The sequence below is a fragment of the Amycolatopsis sp. PSD-21 genome, from assembly GCF_055561455.1.
Map to the genome: position 1 here is coordinate 7071940 of NZ_CM145712.1, position 19660 is coordinate 7091599.

Below are 19660 nucleotides of genomic sequence, written 5' to 3' on the forward strand. Positions count from 1 at the left end.
TCGATGAAAGGTTCGGGGTACGACAGGGGATCAGCGCTCGCCGAGCAGCACCGTGCCGGACCGGCGCGGCGAGCTCAGGCTCAGCGCTTGCAGGGCGGTCACCAGTTCGGCGACCTGCCGGGGTTCGGTCAGCGACCGATCGGTCAGCTCGCGGATCCGGCGCAGCCGGTACCGGACTGTGTTGGCGTGGCAGTGCAGAACCTGCGCCGCCCGTTCGGACGAGCCACCGACGGAGAAGTAGGCCTCCAGCGTCTCCAGCAGTACATCGCGTTCCTCCGCGGACAGGTCGAGTACCGCCCCGAAGACCTCGTCCGCGAGCCGTCGCCCTTCGTCCGGGTCGTAGGCGACGAACGCGGCGAGCGGGCTGGCGCTGAACGCGCGGGCCTCGCGCCGTTCCGGCTGGATGCCGGCGAGGGCCGCGCGGGCGAGATGGAGTGCGCGCGGGGTGTCGGTCAGCGACCGGTACAGCGGGCTGATACCGGTCCGGGCCCTGGCCACGTCCTGCAGTAGCGCCAGCAGCGCGTCGTACTGCTCCTCGCGCAGCGACACGACACCGGCCTGCTGCGTGGGCGTGAGGTGCCACGCCGAGACGATGCCGAGCCGCGCCAGTCGCCGCTCGATGCCGACCAGGCTCTCCTGAGCAAGGCTCAGTGTTTCGGCGGTGACCACCGCGAGCTTGCCGTCCAGCGAAAAGCCCAGTAGCCGTCCCGCTTCCCACGGCCCGGCGTCGAAGACCCGCTGGCCGGTGAACAATGCTTCGGCCAGCGCCGAACGCCGTCGTTGCTGGGCCGCGAGCAGCTCGGCACTCGTCGCCCGATAGGCCTCGGTGACCCGGACCGCGTGGCCGTCGGTGACCTGCCACAGCAGGCTCGCGACGTCGGCCAGCTCGTCCATGGCGCCTTCCGAGGCGGACGCGCGGGCGTGCCGCACGAGCAAGTCCCACAGCATCCCGCAGGCGACCCGGTACACCTGCAGCACTTCGGGCAATGGGGCGCCCTGGTGTGCCCTGCGGGCACCGGTGTCCTCCGGAGCACTCTGGTCGGGGTCTCCGGTCCCGGCCAGCGCGTCGACCATGAACCGCAGGTTCACCGCGATCGACCGGCGCAGGTCGGCGCGCGGCACGATCCTTTCGTCGCGGTAGAGCTCGATACGCTCGCGAACGGCCGCGCACACGTCGTCCACCAGCCGCGGCAGCCGGGCTTCGATCCAGTCGACGAGCGCGGCCGCGACGACGGACGGTCCTTCTCGTATGGGATCGACCGGTGAATCGGCGTCGGTCACGCCGCTTCCTCGGTGTCGGGGTTCCTGCAGGTCACGGTGAGCTTGCCGTCGGCGAGGCCGAGCTGGATCACGGCGCCGTCCCCGACCTCCCCGCCGAGCAGCGCCCGTCCGATCCTGGTCTCCACTTCGCGGGCGAGGAACCGGCGCAACGGGCGCGCGCCGTAGACCGGGTCGAAACCCTGCTCCGCGATGTAGCGCAGGGTCTCCAGGGGCGCGGCCAGTGTCATCCGCCGCGCCGCCAGCCGCCCGCGCAGATCGGCCAGCATCAGCTCCACGATCCGCTCGATCTCCGGTTCGGTGAGCGGGGTGAACAGCACGATGTCGTCGATCCGGTTCAGGAACTCCGGACGGAAGTGCCCGCGCAAGGCGGCCATGACGGCGTCACGCGCGTCGGGCTTGATCTCCCCGCCGGCGTCGACACCGTCCACGAGGAAGTGGGCGCCGATGTTGGAGGTCATGATGATGACCGTGTTGCGGAAGTCGACCGTGCGGCCCTGCGAGTCGGTGAGCCGTCCGTCGTCGAGGACCTGCAGCAGCGTGTTGAACACGTCCGCGTGCGCCTTCTCGATCTCGTCGAGCAGGACGACCGAGTACGGCTTGCGGCGGACGGCTTCGGTGAGCTGGCCGCCCTCGTCGTGGCCGACGTACCCGGGCGGCGCGCCGATGAGCCGGGAGACCGTGTGCCGCTCCTGGTACTCGCTCATGTCGACGCGGACGATGTTGTCGTCGGTGTCGAACAGGCTCGCCGCGAGCGCCTTGGCCAGTTCGGTCTTCCCGACCCCGGTCGGGCCGAGGAACAGGAACGAGCCGATCGGGCGGCGCGGATCCTTGATCCCCGAGCGGGCGCGGATGATGGCGTCGGCGACCGCCCGCACCGCCTCGTCCTGCCCGATGACGCGTTCGTGGAGGAGGTCGTCCAGCCGCAGCAGTTTTTCCCGCTCGCCCTCCTGCAGCCTGCTGACCGGGATGCCGGTCCACCGTGACACCACGGCGGCGATCTCCTCCTCGGTCACGACCTCACGCAGCAGCCGCGTACCCGCCTGCCGGGCCGCCAGCAGCTCTTCTTCACCCGCGAGTCGTCGTTCGAGCTCGGGCAGCTTGCCGTGCCGCAGTTGCGCGGCCAGGTCGAGGTCGTAGGCGCGTTCGGCGGCTTCGGCGTCGTGGCGGACTCGTTCGATCTCCTCACGCAAGGTCTGGACCTTGTTCAGGGCGGCGCGTTCGGCCTCCCATTGCGTGCGCATCCCGCCGGCTTCGGCGCGCAGATCGGCCAGCTCGCGGCGCAGTTCTTCCAGCCGTGCCCCGCTCGCCGCGTCGTTTTCCTTGGCCAGTGCGGCTTCCTCGATCTCGCCGCGGGTCAGGCGGCGGCTCAGCTCGTCGAGTTCCGCGGGCATCGAATCGATTTCCGTGCGCAGCATCGCGCACGCCTCGTCCACCAGATCGATCGCCTTGTCCGGCAGGAACCGGTCCGAGATGTACCGGTGGGACAGCACGACGGCGGCGACCAGAGCGCTGTCCTGGATCTTGACGCCGTGGAACACCTCGAGTCGTTCCCTGAGCCCCCGGAGGATGGAGATGGCGTCTTCGACCGACGGCTCGTCCACCAGCACGGGCTGGAACCGGCGTTCGAGAGCCGCGTCCTTTTCGATGTACTTGCGGTACTCGTCGGCCGTCGTGGCGCCGATGAGGTGCAGTTCGCCGCGGGCGAGCATCGGCTTGAGCATGTTGCCCGCGTCCATCGCGCCTTCGGTGGCCCCGGCGCCGACGACCGTGTGCAGTTCGTCGACGAACAGCAGGATCCGGCCCTCGGCGGCCTTCACCTCGTTGAGCACCGCCTTGAAACGCTCTTCGAACTCGCCCCGGTACTTCGCCCCGGCCACCAGTGCGCCGAGGTCGAGGGAGAAGACCGTCTTGCCCTTCAGCCCCTCCGGCACGTCGCCGCGGTCGATCCGCTGCGCCAGTCCCTCGGCGATCGCGGTCTTGCCGACCCCCGGTTCACCGGTGAGCACGGGGTTGTTCTTCGTCTTGCGCGAGAGGATCTGGATCACGCGGCGGATCTCGGCGTCACGGCCGATGACCGGGTCGAGTTTGCCCGCCGCGGCGTCGGCCACGAGGTCGCGGCCGTACTTTTCCAAGGCCTCATAAGCGGATTCCGGCGTCGCGGAGGTGACGCGCTGGTTGCCGCGCACCTTCCGCAGCACCTCGAGAAACTTGTCCCGGGTCAGCCCGGCGGATCGCAACAGCCGTCCGGCGGCGCTCGTGGCGCCTTCCTCCACCAGAGCCGCGACGAGGTGCTCGACCGAGACGTAGTCGTCCTTGAGCCGTCCGGCCTCACGGTCGGCGGCGTCGAGCGCACGAGCGAGCCGGGCGGTCACGCGCGTCTCACCAGGGGCGGAGGCCTGCCCGGTGACCTTGGGACGGCGCGCGAGTTCGGCCTCGACTTCGCCGCGCAGCAGGGCCGGGTCCGCGCCTGCCTCGGTCAGCAACCGCGGGACGAGTCCGTCGGGCTGGTCGAGCAGGGCCAGCAGCAGATGCTCGCCGTCGACATCGGGGTGGCCGAGCCGCAGCGCGGCGGTCTGGGCGTCGTGCAGCGCTTCCTGGGATTTCTGGGTGAGCCTGTTCGGGTCCATGATCAGTCTCCGCTGCGTCGAGATCGGGTACGAAGGGCCGCCTCGAGTTCCGCGATGCGGTCGAGCAGGTCGGCGACGAGGCCGACGGCGGCGTAGTTGAGCGGCAATCCGGCACGCAGACGCCGGATCCGGGCCGCGGCCACGAGTTCTCCGGCCCGGAACCACAGTTCTCCGCCGCTGTCCGTGACGGGTTCGAACAGGCCGAGCGCGGTCAAGCGGCGGACCAGTTCCTCGGACAGCCCGGTCGCGTGCGCGAAGGTCTTCAGGTCGAGGTAGGCGGCGCCGGGGTGGCGCACCAGCGCGTAGGTGGTCATCGCCGGTCGGAGCTCCTCGGGTTGAATGCGGACACCGCGGCCAGTCGTTCGAACTGTTCCCGTTCCTCGTCGGTCAGCTCGGCCGGGACGACCACGGAGGCCTTGGCGTAGAGATCGCCCGCCGCGCCGCGGGGATGGGGAAGCCCGCGGCCGCGCAGCCGGAGCCTCCGCCCGGTCGACGTGCCCGGCGGCACCTTCAACTTCGCTTCCCCGCCGGGGATTTCGAGCGTCACGGTGGTTCCCAGTGCCGCTTCCCACGGCGACAGCGGGAGATCGACCGTCAGGTCCCGGCCGTCGACGCGGTACCGCCGATGCGGCGCGAGGTGCACGATCAGGTACAGGTCACCCGGCGGCGCGCCGTCCGTGCCGCGCCCACCCTGGCCGGCGAGCCGGATCCGCTGGCCGTCGGTGACACCGGCAGGGATGTCGACCTCGATCGTGCGCGGGCCCAGGGTGATCGACCGTTTGCCACCGTGGTGCGCGTCTTCGACGGTGAGTTCGATCGAGGCTTCCTGGTCCGCGCCGGGCATCGGACCGTGCCGCCGGGTCCGGCCGCCGAAGATCCCGCCGAGCAGGTCTTCGAGGTCGATGTCCTCGGCGCTCCCGAACGGGCTCCCCGTGGTGAACGGGCCACCGGACCTGGCCCGCGCCCACGTTTCCGGGTCCATCCCGTCGGGGACCTGCCGGAAATCCGGGCCGAACGCGTCGTAACGGCGGCGGGTCTCCGGCTCCGACAGCACGTCGTAGGCCTCGGAGATCTCCTTGAACCGGTCTTCGGCGCCGGGGTCCTTGTTGATGTCCGGGTGGTACTGCCGGGCCAGTTTCCGGTACGCACGCTGGATTTCCGCCTGGTCCGCGGTCCGGCCCACGCCCAGGACGGTGTAGAAGTCCTGCGCCATCAGTCCTGCCTCGCCACCACGACCGCGGCCGGGCGCAATTGGTTCGGCCCTTCCCCGTAGCCCGGCCGCACCACTTCGATGATGGTGCCCGCAGGCGCATCCCCCGCCTGGACGGTGCTCACCGCTTCGTGAGCGGACGGATCGAACGGCGTCCCGGCCTCGTCTGCGCGGCGGGAGAAGCCCAGCCGTGTCATGACGGCGTCGGCCAGCTCCCGGACGGCCCTGACCCCTTCGACGATCGAGGCGGGGTCGGCGTCCGCGTGCGCCAGCGCGATGTCCAGGTTGTCGAGTACCGGCAGCCACGCGGCCGCAGTCCGGATCCGCTCGATGTCGGCGAGCTGTTCGGCCTCGCGCGCCGTGCGTTTGCGGTAGTTGTCGAAATCCGCCGAGACGCGCCGCACGTGGTCTTCCAGGCCCTTGATCTGTTCGCGCAGCGCCGTCTCGTCGACCTGGTCGTCGTGCGCGGTGTCCTCTGTCGTCATCGCGATCAGGACGTCGTGAACTCTGCGTCGACGACGTCGTCGTCACCGTCGGCGGGCGGCTTGGCTTCCCCGGGGGTGACCGCGGCGAGACCGTGGTAGAGCTGTTGCAGCTCGGCGGTCAGCGACCGGAGCCGGTCGAGGCCGGCTTCCTGGTCGTTCTTCAGCAGCTCTCGCGCGTCCCCGACCAGTATCTCGGCACGCGCCTTGTCGTGCACGGCCACGCTCTCGCCGAGCTCGGTCAGCCGTCGTTCGACCTGATAGGCGGCCTGGTCGAGCGTGTTGCGCGCGTCGACCAGCTCGCGGAGCCGCGCGTCTTCGGCCCGGTGCTCCTCGGCGTCGGCCACCATCCGCTCGACTTCGGCACCGTCCAGATTGGAGCTCTCGCTGATGGTGATGCGCTGTTCGGCGCCGGTTTCCTTGTCCTGCGCGGAAACATTGAGGATGCCGTTGGCGTCGATGTCGTAGACGACCTCGATCTGCGGGACACCGCGCGGAGCGGGGCGGATGTTCTCCAGCCGGAACCGGCCCAGCACCCGGTTGTCCGCGGCCTTCTCGCGTTCACCCTGCAGCACCACGACGTCCACGGCGGACTGGTCGTCCTCGGCGGTGCTGAACGTTTCCTTGCGCCGAGCCGGGATCGTGGTGTTGCGCTCGATGACCTTGGTCATCATGCCGCCGAGGGTCTCGATGCCGAGCGACAGCGGCGTGACGTCGAGCAGCAGGACGTCCTTGGCCTCACCCTTGATGATCGCCGCCTGGACCGCCGCGCCCAGCGCGACCACCTCGTCCGGGTTCACCGTCATGTTCGGGTCCTTGCCACCGGCCAGGCGGCGCACCAGTTCCTGCACCGCCGGGATCCGCGTGGATCCGCCGACCAGGATCACCTCGTCGATGTCGTTCGGGGAGAGCTTCGCGTCGGAGATCGCCTGCTCGACCGGGCCGCGGCACCGTTCGACTAGGTCCGCGGTGATCTGGTCGAACGTCGACCGCATGAGCGTGGTGTTGAGGTGTTTCGGCCCGGAGGCGTCCGCGGTGATGAACGGCAGGTTGATCGTCGTGCGGGTGACCGACGACAGCTCCTCCTTGGCCTTCGCCGCCGCTTCGAACAACCGCTGCAGGGCCTGGGGGTCCTTGCGCAGGTCGATCCCGTTGTCCCGCTCGAACTCGTCCGCGAGGTGGTCCACGACGCGCCGGTCGAAGTCGTCACCGCCCAGATGGGTGTCCCCCGCGGTGGACCGCACCTCCACGACACCGTCGCCGATGTCGAGCACGCTCACGTCGAACGTGCCGCCGCCGAGATCGAAGACCAGCACGGTCTCCTGCTGCTTCTTGTCCAGACCGTAGGCCAGCGCGGCGGCGGTGGGCTCGTTGATGATCCGCAGCACCTCGAGCCCGGCGATCCGGCCGGCGTCCTTGGTCGCCTGACGCTGTGCGTCGTTGAAGTACGCGGGAACGGTGATGACGGCCTCGGTCACCTTCTCACCGAGGAACTTCGATGCCTCGTCGACGAGCTTGCGCAGGACCAGCGCCGACACCTCTTCAGGGGCGTACCGCTTGCCGTGCACGTCGAAGCGGACCGCCCCGTCCGAGCCGGGGACGACGTCGAAGGCGACGGCGTCCAGCTCGCTCGAGACCTCGTCGTGGCGGCGCCCGACGAACCGCTTCGCCGATGAGATCGTGCCCTTCGGGTTCAAGATCGCCTGACGGCGCGCCAGCTGGCCGACGAGCCGTTCACCCGAGTCGGTGTAGGCGACGACCGACGGCGTCGTCCGCGCGCCGTCGGCGTTGGCGATCACCACCGGCTGGCCGCCCTCCAGCACCGCGATCACCGAGTTGGTCGTCCCCAGGTCGATGCCTACCGCTTTCGCCACGGCGTGTTCCTTCCAGCGCAGTCGCTCACACGAATTCCCGTGTCGGGAACAGTGAATTCGTGACCGGTCTACTTGAGCCCCGATAAGGGCGTCAAGACGGAAAGATGTGCGCCTGAATTGCGACCAGGCATTTTCCGCCAGCGTTGTGGGACGCCACTAAAAAGTTTGTCATCCGGTCACAACGGGCCGTTCACAATTGTGCTCGGTGATGCCCGAATGCGCCTCTCGTGCTTGAATCAGAACCGGAACGAAGGCATGCCGAGAGGATGACGGTGACAGAGCGACAAGGGGACGGGCCGGACGGACGCGAGCCGGAGTTCAAGCCCTACCACCATCCGGCCGCGGGCTGGGGCGCGGCGAAGAGCGTGACGAAGTTCCTCGTGCAGGAAAAGGAGCTGGTGGCGGGTCCGCAGGCGATCCTGCGGATGAATCACGAGAACGGCGGCTTCGACTGTCCCGGCTGCGCGTGGCCCGACGACACCAAGGGCCTCCATCTGGACATCTGCGAGAACGGGATCAAGCACGTCGCCTGGGAGATGACCCGGAAACGAGTCGGCCCGGAATTGTTCGCCGAGCACACGGTGTCCGAACTCCGGAAATGGAGTGACACCGAACTCGAGGCACACGGCAGACTGACCGAACCGATGCGCTATGACGCCGGAATTGATCGGTATGTCCCAATTTCCTGGCAGGAAGCGTTCGACCTCGTCGGCCGCACACTGCGCGATCTGGATTCACCGGATCAGGCGGCGTTCTACACCTCCGGAAGGCTCGGCAACGAGGCCACGTTCCTGTACCAGCTGTGGGTGCGGGAGTACGGCACGAACAACCTCCCCGACTGCTCGAACATGTGTCACGAGGCGAGCGGGAGGGCACTGCAGGCCGCGATCGGCACGGGTAAAGGGACGGTCGACATCCACGACTGGGAGGAGGCCGACGCGCTCTTCATCCTCGGGGTCAACGCCGCCTCGAACGCGCCGCGCATGCTCACCGCGCTGGCCGAGGCCTACCGCCGGGGCGCGCAGATCGTGCACGTCAATCCCCTGGTCGAGGCGGGAGCGACCCGCACGATCATCCCGCACGACTTCGCGCGGATGGCCACCTTCCGCGCCACCCCGACCTCCACCCTGAACCTGCAGCCGCGGATCGGCGGCGACATGGCCCTCCTGCGCGGGATGGCGAAGGCCCTGCTGGAGATGGCCGAGACCGACCCGGAGGTACTCGACACCGGGTTCCTCGCGGCGTATACGTCCGGTTTCGAGGAGTACCGCGCCGCCTGCCAGGAGATCTCGTGGGCCGAACTCGAGCGGCAGTCGGGCCTGACCGAGTCCCAGATCCGCGCCGCGGCCGGGGTCTACCGCTCGGCCGAGCGCTCGATCATCAGCTGGTGCCTCGGCGTGACCCAGCACGAACACGGTGTGGACACCGTGCGCGAGATCGTGAACCTGCTGCTGTTGCGCGGCAACCTCGGCCGCCCGGGCGCCGGGCCCTCGCCGGTACGCGGGCACAGCAACGTCCAAGGCAACCGGACGTGCGGCATCGACCATCGGCCGTCCGCCGACTTCCTCGACCGGCTCGCCGAGGTCTGCGGGATCACGCCGCCACGGCACCACGGGCTCGACACCGTGAACACGATCGAGGCGATGCACCGCGGTGACGTGAAGGTGTTCGTCGGCATGGGCGGCAACTTCGTGCTCGCCGCCCCGGACACGCCCTACACCGCGGCCGGGCTGGCGAAATGCGAGCTGACCGTGCAAGTCAGCACGAAGCTCAACCGCAGCCATCTCGAACACGGGAAGCAGGCCCTCATCCTGCCCTGCCTCGGCCGCACGGAACGAGACCTCCAGGTGGCGGGGCCGCAGGCCACGTCGGTCGAGGACGCGATGAGCATGGTGCACCTCTCGGTCGGCAAGCGGACGCCGGCCTCGCCGTATCTCCTGTCCGAGCCCGCGATCATCGGCGGGATGGCGCGCGCGACGCTGCCGGACAGCGCGACGCCGTGGGAGGACTACGTCGGCGACTACGACCGCATCCGCGACACGATGTCGCGGGCACTGGACGGGTTCGAAGACTTCAACGAACGGGTGCGGCAACCCCTCGGGTTCCGGCTCCACCAGGCGGCACGCGAACGGGTCTTCCACACGCCGTCGGGCAGGGCGGAGTTCTCCACCGCGGACGTTCCCGACGTGGTCCCCGCCCCGGGGACGCTCGCACTCGGCACGATGCGGTCGCACGATCAGTGGAACACCACGATCTACTCCGACAACGACCGCTACCGCGGTATCAAGAACCTGCGCACGCTGATCTTCCTGAACTCCGCGGACATGCGCGAGCGCGGTCTGTCCGAGTTCGACCCGGTCGACATCACGAGCACCGCCAAGGACGGCACCACCCGCTCGCTCAAGGGCTACCTCGCGGTGCCGTACGACATCCCGCCCGGCTGCGCCGCCGGGTACATGCCGGAGATGAACGTGTTGTGCGCGATCGGCGACTACAGCACCCAGAGCGATCAGCCACTGATGAAGCATCTGAAGGTGACGGTCGAGCGTTCCCGATGAGACCCGATCCGCTCCGCCTGGACGACATCCGCCAGTACGAGGTCAGCGCGCGAGCCCACTCGGGATTCCCGTTGAGCAGCAAGGAGTTCGCGGGCGAAGCGAACGAACAGGAGTGGAAGTTCTACGTCCACAGCACCGAAACCACGGTCGCGCTACGGGCGCGGCTGGCGATGGAAACCCCGGACGCGAGCTACGTCGTGGACGCCGTCGTGCGACACCGTTCACCGCTGAACCGTCCGTCCTGCAGGACTTCCTGAACGGCGAAGCGATGCCGAAGATCCGTGCCGAAGCGATCTGCTGGGCACCTACGACCCCCGCACCTCGCCGATCATCGTGGGCGCCGACGAACTCGACCCAGCCCCTCAGCCGACGAATCGAGGTTTCCCAGGACATGAACGACGACGAACCACCGCAGAGACAAATCGAAATACTGTCCACCTGGACCAGGTCTCTGCGCAGCGAGCTGGACCGGATGCGAGATATCAACTTGCGCTTGCGCCGGCAACTCTCAACCAGTATTACGGGATTGCAAGCCGACGAGGAAGAGAACAGACACAAGCATCTGTCTCTTCGGTTCGCGAACCTCTTGCAACAGTCCTGCCGTCGGCTGGTCGCGATCTCGCTCGCCGGCACAGGCGAACCCGCCGACGCCGAGCGGATCGCCATCGAACTGAGCCGGGTGGCCAGGATCCTGCTCTCCGAATCGGCATCACCTGCCGGATTGTGCCGTCACCTTGGCCTGGACCCCGGCACCTATGGGCCCGAGATCGGTGAACTCCTCGTTCGGATCGCCGCCGTCGCCGGCAGGCTGCCGAACGCACAGTGGGACTTCCAAGCGACCATCGGCGCACCACTCGACGCCCGACGGCAAGCACCCTGGGAAACCTGCGACCCCGGAGCACCGGTGAAGTTCGTCGTGACCCCTTCCTGGCGATCCGGCCACCGCGTTCACATCAGGCAGACCGTATACACCGACTGACCCTGTCATCGGAAACAAACATTTTTGTAGACGATATTCATCCCTGTGGATTTTCCTATACTGACACCATGTCCAACAAAACACCGCACGAAGAAGAAATCGAAAAAGAGGAAGAGCGAAGCGAGGAAGAGAAGCACCGGCTCGAAGAGGACGAGGAACGACGGCTCCGCTGACAGTCCTTCCCGGCATCCCCGAAGGAGAAGCACGATATCGCCTCGGTCGGCTCTCGCACGCATGTCGGCGCACCTGGGCCCCGCACCGGATGACTGGTCACACGCGTGCCGGGTCGCGATCGGCTTGCTCGTCCCCGGACTGGCCCTGGTTGTCCTCGGATATCCGGAGCTGATCATCTATGCCGTGTTCGGCTCCTTCACCGGGATGTACGGCCGGACCGGCACTCGCCGTTCCCGGCTGCGTCACCAGGCGCAAGCCGGAGCGGTCCTGTCGACCGCGGTGGGGATCGGGTCGTTCCTGTCCGGGAACCAGGCACAGCCATGGATCCTGGTCTCCACCGTGACCGCTTTCGCCTTCGCCGGTGCCCTCGTGACGACCCGCCTCGGCCTCACCCCGCGCGGTCCCTTCTTCGGCATCTTCGCGCTCGGCGCAACGGCCACGGTTCCGGCGCGGGTCCCACCCTTGGCCGCGCTGTCGATCTGCGCGGGCACCGTGGTGTTCTCCGTCCTCATCGGACTCACCGTGGCCGGACGTGCCCAGGGACCGATCGCCGCGCGCTGCCTCCGCGGCTGGTGCGGCCGGGGACGGCGACTGTCGTGCTCGTTCGTCCACGCCGTCCGGTACGCCCTCGCCGTCCTGACCGCGGGCGCCGCCGGCCTGTTGCTGGGTGTCGACCATGCCAACTGGGCCATGGCTTCCGCCGCGGTGCCGCTGGCGGTGGCGGACACCCGCAGCCTTCTTCACCCCGGCATCGGCAGCGTCGTCCACCGAAGCCTGCATCGCGTCGGAGGGACACTGGCCGGGCTGGTCGTCACCGCCGGGCTGCTCCAACTGCATCTCGGCACCACGTCACTCGCCGTCGTCGTGATGGTGCTGCTGTTCCCGACCGAGCTGTTCATGGCGCGGCACTACGGCCTGGCGTTGGGGTTCTTCACCCCGCTGATCATGGTGATGACCGAATTGGCCTCCCCCGCCGAGCCGGCGACGCTGCTCACCGCACGGCTCGTGGACACCTTGATCGGCGTCACCGCCGGGATCGCGGCCTCGGTCGTCGTCCGCGGGCCATGCCGATCGGCCGACGACGAGCTAAGGCTCACCGGTTTCCGCCGACGCCCCGTCGGCTGAGCCACCACGGGCGGGATCGAGGCTCAGAGCCTGCACCGCGGTCACCAGTTCCGCCACATCACGAGGGTCGGTCAACGACTTGCCGGTCAGTTCCCGGATCCGGCGCAACCGATACCGGACGGTGTTGGCGTGACAGTGCAGGACACGCCCGGCCCCGTCCGTCGAGCCGCCCTGATCGAAGTAGGCACGCAACGTCTCGAGCAGGACGTCGCGCTCCTCCGATGGCAGGTCGAGCACCGCGCCGAAGACCTCGGCGGCCAGGCGGCGTCCCTCGTCGGGGTCGTAAGCGACGAACGCGGCGAGAGGACTGGAGCCAAAGGCTCGCACAGCGGGCTGTCCAGGCGGCAGACCGGCGAGCGCGGTCCGGGCGAGATGCAGCGCCCGCGGGGTCTCGGTCAACGACCGGTACAGCGGACTCACCCCGGTGCGAGCCACCGCGACGTCCTTCACGATCGACATCATCGTGTCGCGTTGCTCATCGCGGAGCGAGATCACTCCTGCCTGCATCGTGGTAGTGAGCTGCCAGGCCGAGACCATCCCGGCCTCGGCGAGCCGCTGCTCGACACCGAGCAGGCTCTCCTCGGCCAGGCCCCGGGTCTCCGCGGCCACCACGGCCAGCTGCCCGTCCACAGCCAGGCCGAGCAACCGCCCGGCCTCCCACGCGCCGGCGTCGAACACCCGCTGACCGGTGAACAGGGCCGCGGCCAAAGCAGACCGACGCCGATGCTGCGCGATCAGCAACTCCGCGCTGGCCGCCCGATACGCCTCGGTCAGCCGCACGGCGTGCTCGTCGGCGACCCGCCACAAGAGGCTCGCCACGTCGACGAGACCGTCGGCCGCGTCCGGCCGGGTCATGTCCCTGACATGCTCGACCAGCAGGTCCCAGAGCATCGCGCAGCCGATCCGGTACACCTGCAGCACCTCCGGCAACGGCGCCCCCTGGCGCGCGCGACGGCGACCCGTCTCGCCCGGCGCCGCCTCCTCGATCGACCTGGCGGAGTCGCCCAGCGCGCCGACCATGAACCGCAGGTTCACCGCGATCGACCGATGCAGGTCGGCACGCGGCACGATTTTCTCGTCCCCATACAGGTCGATGCGCTCGCACACCGCGGCGAACACCTCGTCGATCAGCCGGGACAACCGGCTCTCGGCCCAGGCGACGAGTTCAGCGAACGCCGGGTCACTCATCGAAGCTTCCCGTCACCATCGCCAACCCCTCATCACCGAGCCTGTCATCACCGTGAGGGCAACCGTATTGCGCTATCCGAACGCGCGCCTCCCGGCATCCTGCCGACTCACCCACGCCGAGCCGGAAGGCGGAACCCGAGTTCGAGACTCGCGAGATGGTCCGTCACCCCGGTCGCCAGGCGCACGGCCGCGTAGTTGAGCGAGAACCCGGCGCGCAGCCGCTCGAAGCGAGCGACCGCGTACGACCTCGGCGACAGGAACCAGCGCCGCGCCAAGGCATCGTCCGCGAACGAATCCAGCCCCGGCAAGGGTGGGTCCGTCGGCCGTCGAACGAGATAGCGCGTCATGCGGACCTCCTCACCCGCATTTCGCCACACACGATTCTCGGAGGTCAAGACCGATCTTGGTCAGATCGCGAGTTCCCTTTGCTTTTTGTGGCACAGCATCAACAATTCTGTTCACGGTGACATCGCGAACAGGATGGTGCACCACCGAACTCGATCACGTCAGATTGCCGCTACAGCGCTCATCGTCGCTCAGGAGAGACATCCGCTCGTGCGTTCCAGGCGAGAGCGGTCTCTGCCGAGACGACCTGACCTGCTGTCGGCGGCGGGAAATGGGTGCCGAGCACCAGGGTGCCGGTGTCGGCGAGTGAGGCGAGCAGTGAACGCCGGGTGGCCTCGGCGCGGACGGGATCGATGTCCACGCAGCTGCCGATGTCCGGCCGGGGGATCTGGACCGGATGGTGGAGGCTGTCGCCGGTGATCAAAGCGGTCTCGCCACCGCTGGCGAGCCGGACGGCAACGTGCCCAGGCGTATGACCGGGCGTCGGCACGAGCCGCACGCCGGGGGCCACGTCCACCCCGTCGGCGGGCACGTCGATCAGGTCCAGCAGCCCCGCGTCCTCGACGGGATGCACGGAGTCCCGGAACATCTGCCGCCGGGGCTCGTCCATGTCGTAACCCGCCCAGAATTCCCGTTCCACGCGGGAGGTGAGGTACCGGGCGTTGGGGAAGGTCGGCACCCAGTCATCCGCCTCCAGCCGTGTGTTCCAGCCCACGTGGTCGGCGTGCAGATGGGTCAGCACCACCAAATCGACCGACTCCGGCGAAAACCCCGCGGCGGCGAGCTCGTCGAGGTAGCCGGTCCGCAGGTCGTGCCAAGCGGGGTTGGCTCGGCGCTTCCCGTTCCCGATCCCGGTGTCCACCAGGATCTTCAGGCCGCCCGCCGAGATTGCGAAGCTGTGGGTGGCCAAGCGCAGCGTGCCGTCGTCGTCGGCGAAATCGGGGCGTAGCCACCCGTACCCGGCCACGACCTCGGGCGTCGCGGTGGGCAGCAGCCAGGGGCCGGTCGCCGGCGGCAGCACCACCTCGTCCACGCGCCGCACGGTGAAGTCCCCCACGGTCCAGCAGGATCCGCCCATCTCTCCTCCATCTAAAAGCAACATATTTGCTTTAGCTGACTGTATGCCCTACTGTCGCTTAAAGCAAATATTTGGCTTTTGGAGTTGACATGCCCGAACTCGGCCCTTCCGACGCGGCGAGCTTGGCCGCCCGCGCGGGGCTACCCCTGCCCGCCGACCGGCACGCCGACGTGGCCACCACCGCCAACCACATCCATTCCGTCATCTCGGTCCTGCGCGAGCTGGACTTCGAGGACACCGCGCCATACCGAAGGGAAGACCACGATGGAGCCGTATGAGCTGACCCTCGACGCCGCCGCGCACGCGATACGGAGACTGGAGCTGTCGCCGGTCGAACTCGTCGATTCGGTGCTGGAACGCCTGGCGCGGGCCGACCCTCGCCTCGGCGCCTACGTCACCGTGACCGCGGACTCCGCGCGCGAGTCGGCGCGCCGCGCCGAACAGGAGATCGCCGCAGGGATCCTGCACGGCCCCCTTCATGGGATCCCGATGGCGCTGAAAGATCTCATCGACGTCGCGGGGCTGCCGACCACGGGCAGTTCGCGCGTGCGGGCCGGGCACCGTGCCACCGCCGACAGCGCGGTCGCGGCCCGGCTCGCGGCGGCGGGCGCGGTGGTCGTCGGCAAGACCCACACCCACGAGTTCGCCTACGGCCTCGTCACGCCGCAGACGGTCAACGCCTGGGATCCCGGCCGCGTCGCGGGCGGGTCCAGCGGCGGATCGGCCGTCGCGGTCGCGTCGGGCACGGCGACGTTCGCACTGGGCACCGACACGGGTGGCTCGATTCGGACACCCGCGGCGCTGAACGGCGTGGTCGGGCTCAAACCGACGTTCGGCCTGGTGCCGCGCGACGGTGTGGTCTCGCTGTCGTGGTCGCTGGACCACGTCGGCCCGCTCACCCGCACGGTGACGGACGCGGGGCTCGTGCTGTCCGCGCTGACGGGCGGCAGACCGTACACAGTGGACACTGAGATCGCCGGTCTGCGCATCGGTGTTCCACGCAACCACTATTTCGACCGCGTCGACCCCGAGGTCGAGTCCACCGTGCGCGCGGCGATAACCCGGCTGGAGTCACTCGGAGCCCAGCTGGTCGAGGTCGAGATCCCCATGGCGCGCTACATCCAGGCGACCCAGTGGGGACTGATGGTCCCGGAGGCCACCGCCTACCACGAACGGACGCTGCGCACGACGCCGGAGCTGTACGGACCCGACGTGCGGATACTTCTCGAGGCGGGAGAACTCGTGTCCGCCGGCGACTACCTGCGTGCCCAGCGGGCGCAAACCCTGATGCGGCGGGAATGGCTGCGCCTGATGGAGTCCGTCGACATGATCGCCGCACCGGCCGTGCCGGTGACCGCGGTACCCATCGGGCAGCAAAGCGTGACTTGGCCGGACGGCGGCACGGAAAGCGTGGCCGACGCCTACGTACGACTGTCGGCTCCCGCCAACATCACCGGACTGCCTTCGCTGACGGTGCCTGCCGGCCGCGATAGCGCCCGGATGCCCATCGGCCTTCAGCTCATGGGCCGTCCGTACGCGGAGGACGTGCTGCTGCGCGCCGGCCGGGCCTACGAACGGTCAGCCCAGTTGGCGGAAGACCTGAGCACGTGCTCGACGGCTTAAGCTGGACGGCATGAGCCGCAGGTCGATGGTGCGTCCCGGAGGTCGCAGCGCCAGGGTCCAGGAATCGGTACACGCGGCCGTGCGTGAGCTCGAGGCCGAGGCCGGGCGCGACGCGTTGTCCGTGCCTCAGATCGCCGCCAGGGCAGGGGTCACGCCCTCGACGATCTACCGCCGGTGGGGCGATCTCCGCGAGCTGCTTTCCGACGTCGCCGTGGCCCGCCTGAGGCCGGAGGCACCACCGGAGGACCGAGGCGCGCTCGTCGCGGACCTGGAGGCCTGGGCCGAACAGTTCCTCGACGAAATGTCCTCGCCCCCGGGACGCGCCTACATCCGCGACGCCCTGCTCGGTGACCCGGACGGCACCAACGCCGGCCAGTGCTCGGCATACGCGGCCGAGCAGATCGAAGTGATCCTCGCAAGGGCCGCCGAACGGGGCGAACAGGCGCCGGACGTGGAGACGGTGCTCGACCGCGCGGTCGCGCCGATGATGTACCGCATCCTGTTCCGGCCGGGCGAACTCGGCCCCGAATACGCCCGGAAACTGGTGGCGACACTCTTCGGCGGGGCCACTGAGCGGACCTGATCAAGGATTTCGATCCGACGTGTGGCGACCGAACTCAATGAAATTCGCCAGTGTGATCTTCAAACAACCAGGTCGATCAGTGTCATCCCGGATCGTGAAGACGAGCTGCTGGACGCAGTCGGACGGTTCTTCGCCGACCCGCATCTTCGGACCTGACCGCACGTCCATTCTGGAAGCCGACCTGGCCACAGTGGACGACACCGCCGTCCGGACACGCGCAGCAGGGCGTGCGCGGTCGTTCGGCGACGCGGCAGCAGCGCACGATCGAGGTGCCCGGCGCGGGGGCGAGATCGAACACGAGCCGATCCGGCGGGCGGCCCCCGTCGCCGTCGACGGTCCATTGTGGAACGCGCCGCCCACACCACGACGGCGAGCTCGTCCCGCAACAGAGCACGGTATTCGACCGGCATCGCCAGGTGCGGCACCGGCCCGATCCCCTCGGCGCGCTGCACGCCACGGCAGAACCGGGCCGAGCGGCCGTACTTCGGGTACACCGGCACCGGCGGCCTCAACCCCTACCGCGGTCTGCCCAGCACCACCCCGGCCCCGGCGGGATGGACTTCTTCCAGGCGGCCGACGGCCAGTGCCACGCGGTCTACCACTGGTGGAACCCATCCGGCTTGTAATGGCCCCGCCGCAGCGCGCGGCGGGGCCGCTGGAGTGTCACAGTCCTGAAAGTCGCGCTCGATGACATCACCTGCCTTTCACGCAGCCGTGCCGGACTCACGAACCGGGTACCGGAGGTGAACGCTGCCGCATCCAGCGCTCACCAACGTGGATCGCCGGACACGGACACGCTGTCGGTGAACGCGCCGGCCGTGCGATCCGAGCGGCCCGTGATCGCTCGGACGGAGCTACGCCCCGCGAACGCCGAGGGGGAATGCGTGAGACATCGGCAAAAGAGGCCGCGATGATCGACTCGAACTCGGTGCGCAGCCACACCCGGTCCGCGTACACCAGCTCGGCGAACGCTTCGTTCACCGCTGTACGGCGGATACCGTGCCGCATGTCGATCACTCCCCGGAACGTCGTAGGGACCGAAGCCAGGTCAAGCCATCTCTGAAAAACTATGTAACCCGCCTTGCCGAGGATGTCAAGCCCGCATACTTGCGGCCCCGCACGCGACGTGCTATGAGAGAATTAGCACTCGGGGGTCGAGAGTGCTAACGAACCACGCCTCTCCACAAGGACGGAAAGCATGACAGCTGTGATCGTTTTCAGCACCGTGGTCACGGGCATCGTCGCGATGGTCGCCGTCGCCGCCCGCAGACACCACCTGGACGATCTCACCCGCGACTGACACGGACTCCGCTCACGAACCGATGGAGCATTCATGGGGTTGAACAAAGTCTGGATACGCACTCTCAGCGATGGTCTTCTCCGTGCCGACCAGGTCATCGGGCTGACCGCGCACGCCACCCCGTCCATTCCCGGCAAATCCCCGCGCTGGCTGTTCGACGCCACCGTCGCGGTCCCCGCGGGCAGCGGCAACACCAGCGGCTGGGACGTCGGCATCCTGCATCGCACACTGATCCAGACACCCGTCGAACCGGTCGAGGCACCCGACGAACTCGCCCGTCTGCTGGCCCGCCTCGACGAGCCGGGCACGGCCGGGATCATCGAACCGATTGCCGACCGCATCGCGGACGGAGCCGGCCGGATTCGTTTCCGCTTCAGCTCCTTCGGCGATTCCTCGCCGGACACCACGGCGGCCGGACAGGAACACGAAGCGGCGAGCCGCCGTTGAAAAGAACGAAGGCACACGCTTTCGCCACGAAGAAGTGGCGATACGAGGAAGGAGGCAATTGTGATGTTGATGCGAACCGATCCGTTCCGTGAGCTGGACAGGCTCACCCAGCAGTTCCTGGGCGCCAACGGCACCGCTTCCCGCCAAGTGATGATGCCGATGGACGCCTACCGGTCCGGCAACGAATACGTGGTGGCGTTCGACCTGCCCGGCGTCTCGCCGGATTCGATCGAAATCGACGTGGAACGCAACGTACTGACGGTCAAGGCCGAACGCACCCTCGAACCGGGCGGGGACGCCGAGGTCCAGGTGGCCGAGAGGCCTCGCGGGGTGTTCAGCCGTCAACTGTTCCTGGGAGACACGCTGACGACCGACGACATCAGCGCGGATTACGACGTCGGGGTGCTTACCCTGCGCATCCCGATCGCCGAACAGGCCAAGCCACGCAAGATCGCCGTCACCAGTGGCGAAAAGGCCAAGCAGATCAAGCCCTGACCGTTCCCGAGTTCCTCTCGACGCGGAGCGGCCCGCCCTTCCGCGGTGCGGGCCGCGCCCCCTCAGCGCAGGAGTACCGCGATGCTCGACGACGAAAAGCCCGTGGCGGACGTGGCCGACCAGCACCGGCTCGCCCACGCGGGGGACGGTGAGCCCGGCGAACACTTCGACGAGGAAATGGCCACGGCGTTCGACGCGAACCGGATACCGGAGGCCGATCCCGCCGACGTGGCCGACCAGCGACGTGGTGTTCCCGCGCTCGCGGACCGGGAACCCTGGCACTGACAGGGT

General features: G+C 68.6%; 20 protein-coding genes. 11 read left to right on the forward strand and 9 right to left on the reverse strand.

What is annotated here, in order from left to right:
- Positions 1-30 precede the first annotated feature (30 nt).
- Genes ACZ1DY_RS33120 through dnaK form a run of 6 tightly spaced genes read right to left on the reverse strand, consistent with a single transcriptional unit; the run spans position 31 to position 7474 of the window.
- Entirely contained in the window at positions 31-1281 is a 1251-nt protein-coding gene (locus ACZ1DY_RS33120) for a PucR family transcriptional regulator (protein WP_465481996.1), read from the reverse strand.
- The gene (gene clpB, locus ACZ1DY_RS33125) at positions 1278-3908 is read right to left on the reverse strand and encodes an ATP-dependent chaperone ClpB (protein ID WP_465481997.1); all 2631 of its coding nucleotides are present in this window, start codon (positions 3906-3908) and stop codon (positions 1278-1280) included. Before clpB ends, ACZ1DY_RS33120 begins: the two co-directional genes overlap by 4 nt.
- A 2-nt stretch (positions 3909-3910) precedes the next feature.
- Positions 3911-4222 (reverse strand): chaperone modulator CbpM, encoded by a 312-nt coding sequence (locus ACZ1DY_RS33130; protein ID WP_465481998.1) that lies wholly within the window; start codon positions 4220-4222, stop codon positions 3911-3913.
- The gene (locus ACZ1DY_RS33135; protein WP_465481999.1) at positions 4219-5121 is read right to left on the reverse strand and encodes a DnaJ C-terminal domain-containing protein; all 903 of its coding nucleotides are present in this window, start codon (positions 5119-5121) and stop codon (positions 4219-4221) included. Before ACZ1DY_RS33135 ends, ACZ1DY_RS33130 begins: the two co-directional genes overlap by 4 nt.
- Positions 5121-5603 carry a nucleotide exchange factor GrpE gene (locus ACZ1DY_RS33140; RefSeq protein WP_257484979.1) on the reverse strand — a complete coding sequence of 161 codons (483 nt, stop codon included), beginning with the start codon at positions 5601-5603 and terminating at the stop codon, positions 5121-5123. Before ACZ1DY_RS33140 ends, ACZ1DY_RS33135 begins: the two co-directional genes overlap by 1 nt.
- A 5-nt stretch (positions 5604-5608) precedes the next feature.
- A complete protein-coding gene (gene dnaK / locus ACZ1DY_RS33145) occupies positions 5609-7474 on the reverse strand; it encodes a molecular chaperone DnaK (RefSeq protein ID WP_465482000.1) in 1866 nt (621 codons plus the stop codon).
- A 272-nt stretch (positions 7475-7746) separates the two neighbouring features.
- On the opposite strand from dnaK, the gene ACZ1DY_RS33150 reads away from it, so the two are divergent.
- From ACZ1DY_RS33150 to ACZ1DY_RS33165, 4 genes are all read left to right on the forward strand, one after another.
- Positions 7747-10032, forward strand: a complete 2286-nt coding sequence (locus ACZ1DY_RS33150) for an FdhF/YdeP family oxidoreductase (RefSeq protein ID WP_465482001.1) — start codon at positions 7747-7749, stop codon at positions 10030-10032.
- On the forward strand, positions 10029-10289 hold the full coding sequence (locus tag ACZ1DY_RS33155) for a hypothetical protein (protein ID WP_465482002.1): 261 nt from the start codon (positions 10029-10031) through the stop codon (positions 10287-10289). Before ACZ1DY_RS33150 ends, ACZ1DY_RS33155 begins: the two co-directional genes overlap by 4 nt.
- A gap of 134 nt (positions 10290-10423) precedes the next feature.
- Positions 10424-11011 (forward strand): hypothetical protein, encoded by a 588-nt coding sequence (locus ACZ1DY_RS33160; protein WP_257484975.1) that lies wholly within the window; start codon positions 10424-10426, stop codon positions 11009-11011.
- Between the two features lie 234 nt (positions 11012-11245).
- A complete protein-coding gene (locus ACZ1DY_RS33165; protein ID WP_257484974.1) occupies positions 11246-12310 on the forward strand; it encodes an FUSC family protein in 1065 nt (354 codons plus the stop codon).
- Here ACZ1DY_RS33165 and ACZ1DY_RS33170 read toward each other — a convergent pair.
- From ACZ1DY_RS33170 to ACZ1DY_RS33180, 3 genes are all read right to left on the reverse strand, one after another.
- Entirely contained in the window at positions 12272-13498 is a 1227-nt protein-coding gene (locus ACZ1DY_RS33170) for a PucR family transcriptional regulator (RefSeq protein ID WP_465482003.1), read from the reverse strand. The two genes, ACZ1DY_RS33165 and ACZ1DY_RS33170, sit on opposite strands and share 39 nt — an antisense overlap.
- A 107-nt stretch (positions 13499-13605) precedes the next feature.
- Positions 13606-13845, reverse strand: coding sequence for a hypothetical protein (locus tag ACZ1DY_RS33175; protein WP_257484972.1), 240 nt, complete (start codon positions 13843-13845; stop codon positions 13606-13608).
- Between the two features lie 179 nt (positions 13846-14024).
- Positions 14025-14921 (reverse strand): MBL fold metallo-hydrolase, encoded by an 897-nt coding sequence (locus tag ACZ1DY_RS33180; protein WP_465482004.1) that lies wholly within the window; start codon positions 14919-14921, stop codon positions 14025-14027.
- A gap of 89 nt (positions 14922-15010) precedes the next feature.
- Between ACZ1DY_RS33180 and ACZ1DY_RS33185 the strand changes: the two genes are divergently transcribed.
- The 7 genes from ACZ1DY_RS33185 to ACZ1DY_RS33215 all read left to right on the forward strand — a co-directional run bounded on the left by ACZ1DY_RS33185 (position 15011) and on the right by ACZ1DY_RS33215 (position 19654).
- Positions 15011-15199, forward strand: coding sequence for a hypothetical protein (locus tag ACZ1DY_RS33185; RefSeq protein ID WP_465482005.1), 189 nt, complete (start codon positions 15011-15013; stop codon positions 15197-15199).
- The gene (locus tag ACZ1DY_RS33190) at positions 15186-16544 is read left to right on the forward strand and encodes an amidase (RefSeq protein WP_257484969.1); all 1359 of its coding nucleotides are present in this window, start codon (positions 15186-15188) and stop codon (positions 16542-16544) included. The genes ACZ1DY_RS33185 and ACZ1DY_RS33190 overlap by 14 nt, the downstream gene beginning before the upstream one ends.
- A 10-nt stretch (positions 16545-16554) precedes the next feature.
- Positions 16555-17127, forward strand: a complete 573-nt coding sequence (locus ACZ1DY_RS33195; protein ID WP_257484968.1) for a TetR/AcrR family transcriptional regulator — start codon at positions 16555-16557, stop codon at positions 17125-17127.
- Between the two features lie 21 nt (positions 17128-17148).
- On the forward strand, positions 17149-17283 hold the full coding sequence (locus ACZ1DY_RS33200; RefSeq protein WP_257489994.1) for a hypothetical protein: 135 nt from the start codon (positions 17149-17151) through the stop codon (positions 17281-17283).
- A 1177-nt stretch (positions 17284-18460) separates the two neighbouring features.
- The gene (locus tag ACZ1DY_RS33205) at positions 18461-18874 is read left to right on the forward strand and encodes a hypothetical protein (protein ID WP_465482006.1); all 414 of its coding nucleotides are present in this window, start codon (positions 18461-18463) and stop codon (positions 18872-18874) included.
- 63 nt (positions 18875-18937) lie between these two features.
- The gene (locus ACZ1DY_RS33210) at positions 18938-19369 is read left to right on the forward strand and encodes an Hsp20/alpha crystallin family protein (RefSeq protein WP_257484966.1); all 432 of its coding nucleotides are present in this window, start codon (positions 18938-18940) and stop codon (positions 19367-19369) included.
- Positions 19370-19450: 81 nt separating this feature from the next.
- Positions 19451-19654 (forward strand): hypothetical protein, encoded by a 204-nt coding sequence (locus ACZ1DY_RS33215; protein ID WP_465482007.1) that lies wholly within the window; start codon positions 19451-19453, stop codon positions 19652-19654.
- Positions 19655-19660: the final 6 nt, after the last annotated feature.

What these genes read in the sequence shown, in the direction of transcription:
- clpB (WP_465481997.1), bottom strand. Translation starts at nt 3,908, where the DNA reads ATGGACCCGAACAGGCTCACCCAGAAATCCCAGGAAGCGCTGCACGAC.
- ACZ1DY_RS33130 (WP_465481998.1), bottom strand. Translation starts at nt 4,222, where the DNA reads ATGACCACCTACGCGCTGGTGCGCCACCCCGGCGCCGCCTACCTCGAC.
- ACZ1DY_RS33135 (WP_465481999.1), bottom strand. Translation starts at nt 5,121, where the DNA reads ATGGCGCAGGACTTCTACACCGTCCTGGGCGTGGGCCGGACCGCGGAC.
- ACZ1DY_RS33140 (WP_257484979.1), bottom strand. Translation starts at nt 5,603, where the DNA reads ATGACGACAGAGGACACCGCGCACGACGACCAGGTCGACGAGACGGCG.
- ACZ1DY_RS33155 (WP_465482002.1), top strand. Translation starts at nt 10,029, where the DNA reads ATGAGACCCGATCCGCTCCGCCTGGACGACATCCGCCAGTACGAGGTC.
- ACZ1DY_RS33160 (WP_257484975.1), top strand. Translation starts at nt 10,424, where the DNA reads ATGAACGACGACGAACCACCGCAGAGACAAATCGAAATACTGTCCACC.
- ACZ1DY_RS33165 (WP_257484974.1), top strand. Translation starts at nt 11,246, where the DNA reads ATGTCGGCGCACCTGGGCCCCGCACCGGATGACTGGTCACACGCGTGC.
- ACZ1DY_RS33170 (WP_465482003.1), bottom strand. Translation starts at nt 13,498, where the DNA reads ATGAGTGACCCGGCGTTCGCTGAACTCGTCGCCTGGGCCGAGAGCCGG.
- ACZ1DY_RS33175 (WP_257484972.1), bottom strand. Translation starts at nt 13,845, where the DNA reads ATGACGCGCTATCTCGTTCGACGGCCGACGGACCCACCCTTGCCGGGG.
- ACZ1DY_RS33180 (WP_465482004.1), bottom strand. Translation starts at nt 14,921, where the DNA reads ATGGGCGGATCCTGCTGGACCGTGGGGGACTTCACCGTGCGGCGCGTG.
- ACZ1DY_RS33185 (WP_465482005.1), top strand. Translation starts at nt 15,011, where the DNA reads ATGCCCGAACTCGGCCCTTCCGACGCGGCGAGCTTGGCCGCCCGCGCG.
- ACZ1DY_RS33190 (WP_257484969.1), top strand. Translation starts at nt 15,186, where the DNA reads ATGGAGCCGTATGAGCTGACCCTCGACGCCGCCGCGCACGCGATACGG.
- ACZ1DY_RS33195 (WP_257484968.1), top strand. Translation starts at nt 16,555, where the DNA reads ATGAGCCGCAGGTCGATGGTGCGTCCCGGAGGTCGCAGCGCCAGGGTC.
- ACZ1DY_RS33205 (WP_465482006.1), top strand. Translation starts at nt 18,461, where the DNA reads ATGGGGTTGAACAAAGTCTGGATACGCACTCTCAGCGATGGTCTTCTC.
- ACZ1DY_RS33210 (WP_257484966.1), top strand. Translation starts at nt 18,938, where the DNA reads ATGTTGATGCGAACCGATCCGTTCCGTGAGCTGGACAGGCTCACCCAG.
- ACZ1DY_RS33215 (WP_465482007.1), top strand. Translation starts at nt 19,451, where the DNA reads ATGCTCGACGACGAAAAGCCCGTGGCGGACGTGGCCGACCAGCACCGG.